The following is a 9,482-nucleotide window of genomic DNA, read 5'->3' as shown; positions in this document are numbered from 1 at the left end:
TGTAGGGGCCGATCGAACGGGCGTGGATCTTGTCGTCGACGAGGTGGTGCAGCTTGAGCATGTAGATGATGCCCACGGTGACCTTGCGGTCGAAGGCCTCACCCGTGCGCCCGTCGAACAGCACCGACTGGCCCGAGCTGTGGAGACCGGCCTTTTCGAGCTCGATCGTCACGTCGCCTTCGCGCGCACCGTCGAACACCGGCGTGCCCATCGGGACACCCGCGGTGAGGTTGCTCGCCAATTCCACGATATCCGCGGTCGAACGGCTCTCGATCGCATCGTGATACTCTTCGCCGTAGACGTCCTTGAGCCGCGCAATGACGGCTTCGGGCGGCTTGGCCTTGGCATAGTCCTCGGCGGCATCGGGGTTCGCCCGCTTCCACTCTTCGAGCTGCTCGCCGATCTGGTGGCCCAGGTTACGGGCCGCCATGCCGAGGTGCGTTTCGAAGATCTGCCCGACGTTCATGCGCGACGGCACGCCGAGCGGGTTGAGGACGATGTCGACCGGGGTCCCGTCTTCGAGGAACGGCATGTCCTCGACCGGCAGGATGCGGCTGATGACACCCTTGTTCCCGTGACGGCCGGCCATCTTGTCGCCCGGCTGAAGCTTGCGCTTCACCGCGACGAAGACCTTGACCATCTTGAGCACGCCCGGGGCGAGTTCGTCACCGCGCTCGAGCTTTTCCTTGCGGTCCTCGAACTTCTCTTCGATGAATTTGACCGCTTCGTCGTACTGCGACTTGACGGCTTCGAGCTGCGCCTGGCGACCGTCGTCGGCGACGGCGAACTTGAACCATTCGTGGCGGTCGACGCCTTCGAGCAGTTCCTCGGTGATCTCACCGCCCTTCTTGACTCCCTTCGGCGCGGCCGAAGCGGTCTGGCCGACGAGCATGTCCTTGAGGCGGTTGTAGGTCGCCCGGTTGAGGATCGCGCGTTCGTCGTTCGAGTCCTTGCGGAGGCGTTCGATTTCCTCGTTCTGGATCGCCCGCGTACGGTCGTCGATCTCGATGCCGTGGCGGTTGAAGACGCGGACCTCGACGATCGTCCCGGCGACGCCCGGCGGCAGGCGGAGCGAGGTGTCGCGCACGTCGCTGGCCTTTTCGCCGAAGATCGCGCGCAGCAGCTTCTCTTCCGGCGTCATCGGGCTTTCGCCCTTGGGCGTGATCTTGCCGACCAGGATGTCGCCCGGGTGCACTTCGGCGCCGATGTAGACGATGCCGGCCTCGTCGAGGTTGCGCAGGGCTTCCTCGCCGACGTTCGGGATGTCGCGGGTGATGTCCTCGGGCCCGAGCTTGGTGTCGCGGGCCATGACTTCGAATTCCTCGATGTGGATCGAGGTGAACACGTCGTCCTTCACGATCCGTTCGCTGATCAGGATCGAGTCTTCGTAGTTGTAGCCGTTCCAGGGCATGAAGGCGACAAGGCTGTTGCGGCCCAGCGCCAGTTCGCCGAGGTCGGTCGAGGGACCGTCGGCGATGATGTCGCCGGCCTCGACCGTTTCACCGACCTTCACCAGCGGACGCTGGTTGATGCAGGTGTCCTGGTTCGAACGCTGGAACTTCTGCAGCGTGTAGATGTCGACGCCCGACTGGCCGGGCTCGACGTCGCCGATCGCACGTATCACGATACGCGTCGCGTCGACCTGGTCGACGATGCCGCCGCGGGTCGCCGCGATGGCAGCGCCCGAATCGCGCGCCACGGTTTCTTCCATGCCGGTGCCGACCCAGGGCGCTTCCGCCTTGACCAGCGGAACCGCCTGGCGCTGCATGTTCGAGCCCATCAGGGCGCGGTTGGCGTCATCGTTTTCCAGGAACGGAATGAGCGATGCGGCGACCGAGACGAGCTGCTTGGGGCTGACGTCCATCAGGGTGATGGTGTCGCGCGGCGCCATCAAGTTGTCGCCATCGTGACGGGCCGAAACCAGTTCTTCGACGAACGAGCCGTCTTCGGTGAGGTCGGCCGAAGCCTGGGCCACCGTGTGCTTCTGCTCTTCCATCGCCGAGAGGTAGACCACCTCGTCGGTGACCTTTCCGTCGATCACCTTGCGGTACGGGGTTTCGATGAAGCCGTATTTGTTAACGCGCGCGAAGGTCGAGAGCGAGTTGATCAGGCCGATGTTCGGGCCTTCGGGCGTCTCGATCGGGCAGATCCGGCCATAGTGCGTCGGGTGGACGTCGCGCACTTCGAAGCCGGCACGCTCGCGCGTGAGGCCGCCCGGGCCAAGCGCCGAAACGCGGCGCTTGTGGGTGACTTCGGACAGCGGGTTGGTCTGGTCCATGAACTGCGAGAGCTGGCTCGAGCCGAAGAACTCGCGCACCGCGGCCACGGCGGGCTTGGCGTTGATCAGGTCGTTCGGCATCACGGTCGACACGTCAACCGAGCTCATGCGTTCCTTGACCGCGCGCTCCATGCGCAGCAGGCCGACGCGGTACTGGTTCTCGAGCAGTTCGCCGACCGAACGGACACGGCGGTTGCCGAGGTTGTCGATGTCGTCGACTTCGCCCTTGCCGTCCTTGAGGTCGACCAGCTCCTTGACCACTGCGAGGATGTCTTCCTTGCGCAGCGTGGTGACGGTGTCCTCGGCATCGAGCTCGAGGCGCATGTTGAGCTTGACGCGGCCGACCGCCGAAAGGTCGTAGCGCTCGCCGTCGAAGAACAGGCCTTCGAACAGCGCTTCGGCGGTTTCCTTGGTCGGCGGTTCGCCCGGACGCATGACCTTGTAGATCGCCTCGAGGCCCTCGTCGCGGTTCTCGGCCTTGTCGACCTTGAGCGTGTTGCGGATCCACGGGCCGGTGTTGACGTGGTCGATATCGAGCAGGTCCATCGCGTCGATACCCGCGGCATCGAGCACTTCGAGGTTCTCGGCCGAGACCTCGTCGCCCGCTTCGATGTAGATGCGACCCGTCTTCTCGTCGATCATGTCGCGGCTGGCGTAGCGACCGAAGATTTCCTCGGTCGGCAACAGCAGCGTTTCGAGACCGTCCTTGCCAGCCTTGTTGGCCGCGCGGGGGCTGATCTTCTGGCCGGCGGGGAAGACTTCCTCGCCGGTCTTGGCATCGACCAGCGGGAAGGCCGGCTTCTGACCCCGCCACTGTTCCGCGACGAAGGGAATTTCCCAGCCGTCCTTGGCACGCTTCCAGGCCACGGTCTTGTAGAAGTGGTTGAGGATGTCCTCGGCATCGAGGCCGAGCGCGAACAGCAGCGCGGTGACCGGCAGCTTGCGCTTACGGTCGATCCGGACATTGACGATGTCCTTGGCGTCGAATTCGAAGTCGAGCCAGCTACCGCGATAGGGAATGATGCGGGCGGCGAAGAGGAGCTTGCCCGAAGAGTGCGTCTTGCCGCGATCGTGGTCGAACAGCACACCCGGCGAACGGTGCATCTGCGATACGATCACGCGCTCGGTGCCGTTGATGATGAAGGTGCCGTTGCCCGTCATCAGGGGCATGTCGCCCATGTAGACGTCCTGCTCCTTGATATCGAGGACCGAGCGGGTTTCGGTCTCCTGATCCACCTCGAACACGATCAGGCGGAGCGTGACCTTCATCGGGGCGGCGTAGGTGATGCCGCGCTGGCGGCATTCGACGATGTCGTATTTCGGCGCTTCGAGTTCGTAGTGGACGAAGTCGAGTTCGGCGGTACCGGCGAAATCGCGGATCGGGAACACCGAACGCAGCGTCTTCTCGAGGCCGGAGACGTAGTCGATCTCCTTGTTCGAGCGCAGGAACTGTTCGTAGCTCTCGCGCTGCACCTCGATCAGGTTCGGCATTTCGACGACTTCGTGAATGTCGCCGAAGATCTTGCGGATACGACGCTTCGCCGTGCCCTGCGCGTTCGTGCCCCGGGTCTTCTTCGGAGCCTTCGCCTTGGTAGCCATAAGGGGTAGTTACCTCTTCTCGTGTGCGCCGGACCCGCGCGGTCGGGACCGGAATTCAAGTCTCATGCGCGTGAGATCCATGGTCGGGACGCGAAAAGGCCGCAGCGGATGACACACCTGTTCCGGCGGCCTGCTGCAGCTTCTCAAGCGTCGCGATTATGGAAACGCCGCTTCCATCCTGTGCCCGATCCCCGCGCATGAATCGGACTCGCTCGAAGCGTGCGGTTGCCGGGCATGTAGGAATTGGGGAGCCCCGGGTCAACCGGGGAATCGAGAGAGCATCAGGAACTGTTGACGGATTAGTCGACCGGACGATTGCTCCACATCATCCGCACGACCTTCCAGTGCCCGGCTTCGTCCGGTCGGGAAAGGATGATGTAGTAACCTTTCTGGACGCTGCGCTTGCCGGCATAGGTGAAGGCGATCTTGCTGCGGCCCGAAACCGCAGCAAGGGCCGGCGAGCCCTCGATCGCCAGGGGTTCACGCTCGAAGAATTCGACTTCGGTCGGGGGCGAGCCCTCGGGGAACCAGAAGGCACGCATTTCGCCCATGCCCGACAGCGGCTCTCCCCCGTCGCCCGGATAGATCACCGCATCGGGGGCGAAGAGCGCGAGCAGCGCTTCCGACTGCGCCGCGGTTCCGTGCTTCAGCCACGCCTTGGCATAGCTGTGGTCGAGCGCCCGCAGCGCCTCGCGGTCGCCTGCGGTCAGGCCGGTTTTCTCGCCGATCGCCTGGGCGGTGGGCTCGGCCACGGGAGGGCCGGAACAACCCGCAAGCCACAGGACGGCCGCGGCCGACATCACGCGATACATCCGAGACCTCCGATCAGACGCGCGGTCGATGGCGGATCGGCCCGGCCGGGTCGAAGGTTCCTCCACCAATCGCATCCATCGCCCGGCGAACGACTTTTCCGCCACTGCCACCGCGCTTCCGCCCCCGCCGTCGCCCTGGCCATCGCAAGGATCGCGAGAAAATTTTCGCGCCCACGAAGATTGTGTCTTCTCCTTGGCGAAAATGGGGCTATTTTATGGCCACGCCAATCATGGCGTTACAGGAATAGAATCACATGAAGAAGATCGCTCTCGTTGCCGCGCTTCCCGTTGCGCTGACCCTCGCCGCTTGCGGTGAAAAGGCTGCCGAGGAAGCTCCGGTCGAAGAAACCACCGTCGAAGCACCGGTCGTTGCAGAAACCCCGGCCGCCGACGAAATGACCATGGACGCTACCGTCGACGCGACCGCCACCGACGCGACCGCTACCGAAGCGACCGAAGAAGCTCCGGCCGAAGAAGCTCCGGCTGAATAATCCCTTCCGGATCGGCGCTCCGGCGCCGACCTCGGGATAGCGAGAGGCTCGTTCCGCAAGGAACGGGCCTCTTTGCTTATGCGCGCGGATACCGCTGCGTCTTGACTCGCAGGAGAATTCGGTTAGATGCGCGCCCGGCCGTGCAAACGGCCATCCGTCCGAGACAGTTGGTGACCGGGATCTGCCGGTCTTAATTTCCAGCCTAGACGGGGAACAGAGATTGCATGGCGATGCCCGCATCGTCGTTTCGCGCCAGCTGGCGCACTCCTTCCCCATCAACGGACTCGCCCGTGTCGTTTTCGGCATGGACAAACGTAGCCGGCCGTCCGGGAGCCATCCCGGCCGGTCATAGTGAAGGAGTATGGCATGGATCGTTCGCAGAAAGCCGATGCGGTCGCCCAGCTCAGCGAAGTCTTCAACCAGGCTGGCGTGGTCGTCGTGACCCGCAACCTGGGCCTTACGGTCGCCCAGTCGACCGAACTGCGCTCGAAGATGCGTGAAGCCGGTGCGACTTACCAGGTTGCGAAGAACCGTCTGGCCAAGCTCGCCCTGAAGGACACCGACTACGCAGGTCTCGACGAGTACCTGTCCGGTCCGACCGCCCTCGGTTATTCCGAGGATCCGGTCGCCGCGGCCAAGGCCGTGGTGGACTTCGCCAAGACCACCGACAAGATCGAAATCGTGGGTGGATCGATGGGCGCGCAGAAGCTCGACGAAGCCGGGGTCAAGGCACTCGCCTCGATGCCGAGCCTCGACGAACTTCGTGGCACGATCGTGGGCCTCCTCAACGCGCCGGCGACCAAGGTCGTCCGCACGATCAAGGAACCCACCTCGATGCTCGCTCGCGTTTTCGGTGCCTATGGCGCCAAGGAAGCCGCGTAAGAGCCGGTTCGACGTACGAACATATATTCATCGGGGCATGGCCACCCAGGCATTTTTGGGGGCACCCCGGCCTTAATTTTGGAGTGAAACATCATGGCCGATATCGCCAAGCTTGTTGAAGAACTGTCGAAGCTGACCGTCATGGAAGCCGCTGAGCTTGCCAAGGCGCTCGAAGAAGAGTGGGGCGTTAGCGCCGCCGCTGCCGTTGCCGTTGCCGCCCCCGCTGGTGGTGGCGACGCTGGTGCCGCAGCCGAAGAAAAGGACGAATTCGACGTCGTCCTGACCGGCGACGGTGGCAAGAAGATCCAGGTCATCAAGGAAGTCCGCGCCATCACCGGTCTGGGCCTCTCGGAAGCCAAGGCTCTTGTCGAAGGCGCGCCCAAGCCGCTCAAGGAAGGCGTCAACAAGGCTGAAGCCGAAGAAATCAAGGGCAAGATCGAAGCAGCCGGCGGTACCGTCGAGCTCAAGTAAGCCATTCGCTTACGCTTCGATCTCGCTTGCGAGATCAGACGAAGGGCGGTGCCGCAAGGCGCCGCCCTTTTTCGCATGGGTTGCGGGCCGACACTGTGGCCCCCCGGTATCATGGTTAGCGCGAAATGCGCGCGCGGGCGGCTGGGCGTTTGAGCGCGCTGCGCACATCGCATATCCGGGCCGGCTGCATGATGCACGATCACGCCCTGGAGCCCCTGCCGATCGGCAGCGATGGATGGACCGACGAGCTCCGCGAGACGTTCCGGCTGGCCTGGCCGCTGGCGCTCGCCAACCTGCTGCAGATGCTGGTCCACGCGGTCGACGTCATCTTCGTCGCCCGGCTCGGGGAAAATGAGCTGGCGGCGTCGGCGCTGGGCGTCGCGCTGTTCGGCCTGACGATGTGGGCCTTCACCGGGCTGGTCGGGATGGTCGCCGCCCTGATCGCCGAGGAACTCGGCCGCCAGCGCCATTCGGTCCGCGAGGTGCGCCGCTCGGTGCGGATGGCCTTCTGGCTGTCGGTCGTCGCGGGCCTCGTCGGCATGGCGATCTGCTGGCAGGGCGAGGCGCTGATGCGGCTCACCGGCCAGCAGGACGAGCTGGCCGAACGCGCGGGCGACTTCCTCGTCATCATCATGTTCGCGATGTGGCCCATGATCGGCTCCAGCGTCCTGCGCAATTTCGTCTCCGCGCTCGGCCGACCGGTCTTTGCCACCGCGATCACCGGCGTGGCGCTCGTCGCCAGCGTCGTTTTCAACTACGCCTTCGTCTTCGGCCATTTCGGTGCACCCGCCATGGGCCTCGAAGGGTCGGCGCTCGCCAGCGTCTGCACGGCGATCGTTCAGTTCGCGAGCTACCTTGTCGCCATCCGCTGGGATCGGCGACTGCGCCGCTATCGCATCTTCGGCAACTGGTGGAAGCCGGAATGGCCGCGGATGCGCGAACTCGTGGTGCTGGGCACGCCGGTGATGGTGATCATCATCGCCGAAGCCGGGCTGTTCAGCGGGGCGGCACTGCTGATGGGGCGGATCGGTCCGGCCGAACTCGCCGGGCATACGATCGCGCTGCAAATCGCCGCGCTGGCCTTCCAGATCCCTTTCGGCCTCGGTCAAGCGGCGACGATCCGGGTCGGCTACCACTACGGCGCGGGCGATCGCGAGGCGATGGGACGTGCAGGCTGGGTCGGCATCGCGATGGGCGCGACCTTCATGCTTTTCACCGCATCGTTGATGATCCTGGCGCCGGTGCCGCTCCTGCGCATCTACATCGATCCGGCGCTCGCCACGAACGCCGCGATGGTGGTTTTCGCAGTGCGCTACATGAAGGTCGCTGCCGCCTTCCAGCTCTTCGATGGCGTCCAGGCTGTTGCTGCCGGAGCCTTGCGCGGCCTGCAGGACACCCGTGTGCCCATGCTGATCGCGGTATTCAGCTATTGGATCCCCGGCTTTGGCGTTGCGCTGTGGCTCGGGTTTCGCACCCCGCTCGAAGGCACCGGCGTGTGGATCGGGCTCGCGACCGGGCTGATCTTCGCTGCCGCCCTGCTCACCTGGCGATGGGCGCGGCGCGAGACGCTGGAGCTCACACGCCGCAGCGCAGGCGGATAGCTCACGCCGCCTTCTGCGTGACCTCGCGTTGCGGGAAGGGGATCGATATCCCGACCGCGTCGAAGCGCGCCTTGGCGGCCTCGGTGAGGTCCCAGGTCAGCCCCAGATAGTCGGGCGTGTTGCACCATACGCGCATGCCAATGCCGACCGAACTGTCGTCGAGCGAGCTGACGAAGGCGACCGGCGCGGGATCTTCCAGGACGCGGTCGTCCGCCGCGGCCAGTGCGAGCAGTTCGTTGCGCGCCTTTTCCATGCTGTCGCCGTATCCGATGCCCACCTTGAGCTCGAAGCGGCGGGTCGGGTGGCGGTTGAAATTGACGATCGCCTGGTTCCACAGCTCGGAATTGGGGACCATTACGAAGAGGCCGTCGAACTGCTTGATCTCGGTTGTGAACAGGCCGATCTGCTGAACCGTCCCCGTGACGGAACCGGCGGTGATGCCCTCGCCGATCTTGAACGGCTTCTGCACCAGGATCATCACCCCCGAGGCCACGTTCGACAGCGTCCCCTGAAGCGCAAGCCCGACCGCGAGCGCCATGCCGCCCAGTGCCGCAAGGATGCTGGTGGTCTGGACGCCGAATTGCCCCAGCACGGTCACGAGCACCAGCGCCCACAGCGCATATTTGACAAGGTTGGAGAGGAAATTGGCCACCGTTGGCTCGAAGCGGGGCGAGCGGGTCATCGCGCGTTCCACCCAGCCCGAGACGATCTTCGCCAGCAGCAGGCCGATGACCAGCACCGCGAAGGCCCCGGCAATGTCCATCATGTTGAGCCGCAACCACAGCCAGATCTGTTCGGGAATCGTCAGTGCAGCGATGGTCTGGTCGGTGGTCATTGTTCAGACGGCCCTCTTCTAGCCTGCGGGGAAGGGTTCGGGGCCGCCACATGGGAAGGACCGCCCGCTTTCGCCACCCCCAACGCGGTACCATCCCAAGAGTTCATTTTTTTGTTCGCTGTCCCGTTGACTCGTTCCGGATCCGTCCCCAAATGCCCCGCGCTGGCACTCTCACCGAGTGAGTGCCAACACATGTTTCAAACTCGTAAAAGAGAGAGGTCATCATCATGGCATTTCGTCCGCTGCACGACCGCGTTCTGGTCCGTCGCATCGAAGCCGAAGAGAAGACCGCCGGCGGGATCATCATTCCCGACAGCGCCAAGGAAAAGCCGAGCGAAGGCGAAATCGTCGCCGTCGGCAACGGCGCCAAGGCGGAAGACGGCACGGTCACTCCGCTCGACGTCAAGGCCGGCGATCGCGTGCTGTTCGGCAAGTGGTCGGGCACCGAGGTCAAGCTCGATGGCGAAGACCTGCTGATCATGAAGGAAAGCGACATCATGGGGATCATCGGCT

Annotated in this window: 8 protein-coding genes; 5 read left to right on the top strand and 3 right to left on the bottom strand. The window is 64.3% G+C overall.

Annotation, left to right across the window (positions count from 1 at the left end):
- A partial coding sequence (gene rpoB, locus ACN4E0_RS13530; protein ID WP_419568666.1) for a DNA-directed RNA polymerase subunit beta occupies window positions 1–3,877 on the bottom strand: 3,877 nt, incomplete at its 3' end.
- Between the two features lie 299 nt (window positions 3,878–4,176).
- Window positions 4,177–4,629, bottom strand: a complete 453-nt coding sequence (locus tag ACN4E0_RS13525) for a YybH family protein (RefSeq protein ID WP_419568664.1) — start codon at window positions 4,627–4,629, stop codon at window positions 4,177–4,179.
- 314 nt (window positions 4,630–4,943) lie between these two features.
- On the opposite strand from ACN4E0_RS13525, the gene ACN4E0_RS13520 reads away from it, so the two are divergent.
- The 4 genes from ACN4E0_RS13520 to ACN4E0_RS13505 all read left to right on the top strand — a co-directional run bounded on the left by ACN4E0_RS13520 (window position 4,944) and on the right by ACN4E0_RS13505 (window position 8,134).
- Entirely contained in the window at window positions 4,944–5,180 is a 237-nt protein-coding gene (locus ACN4E0_RS13520) for a hypothetical protein (protein WP_419568662.1), read from the top strand.
- 366 nt (window positions 5,181–5,546) lie between these two features.
- Window positions 5,547–6,062 carry a 50S ribosomal protein L10 gene (rplJ, locus tag ACN4E0_RS13515; RefSeq protein ID WP_103023013.1) on the top strand — a complete coding sequence of 172 codons (516 nt, stop codon included), beginning with the start codon at window positions 5,547–5,549 and terminating at the stop codon, window positions 6,060–6,062.
- Window positions 6,063–6,155: 93 nt separating this feature from the next.
- On the top strand, window positions 6,156–6,533 hold the full coding sequence (gene rplL / locus ACN4E0_RS13510; RefSeq protein WP_221601771.1) for a 50S ribosomal protein L7/L12: 378 nt from the start codon (window positions 6,156–6,158) through the stop codon (window positions 6,531–6,533).
- A 191-nt stretch (window positions 6,534–6,724) separates the two neighbouring features.
- On the top strand, window positions 6,725–8,134 hold the full coding sequence (locus ACN4E0_RS13505) for an MATE family efflux transporter (RefSeq protein WP_419568660.1): 1,410 nt from the start codon (window positions 6,725–6,727) through the stop codon (window positions 8,132–8,134).
- A 1-nt stretch (window position 8,135) separates the two neighbouring features.
- On the opposite strand, the gene ACN4E0_RS13500 is transcribed toward ACN4E0_RS13505, so the two are convergent.
- On the bottom strand, window positions 8,136–8,969 hold the full coding sequence (locus ACN4E0_RS13500) for a mechanosensitive ion channel family protein (RefSeq protein ID WP_419568658.1): 834 nt from the start codon (window positions 8,967–8,969) through the stop codon (window positions 8,136–8,138).
- 227 nt (window positions 8,970–9,196) lie between these two features.
- Between ACN4E0_RS13500 and groES the strand changes: the two genes are divergently transcribed.
- The coding region (gene groES, locus ACN4E0_RS13495) for a co-chaperone GroES (protein WP_221601777.1) at window positions 9,197–9,482 on the top strand (286 nt) is incomplete at its 3' end.

Origin of the sequence: Qipengyuania sp. (assembly GCF_048550555.1) — a bacterium.
Classification (GTDB): domain Bacteria; phylum Pseudomonadota; class Alphaproteobacteria; order Sphingomonadales; family Sphingomonadaceae; genus Qipengyuania.
This window is presented reverse-complemented; position numbering and strand designations above follow the sequence as displayed.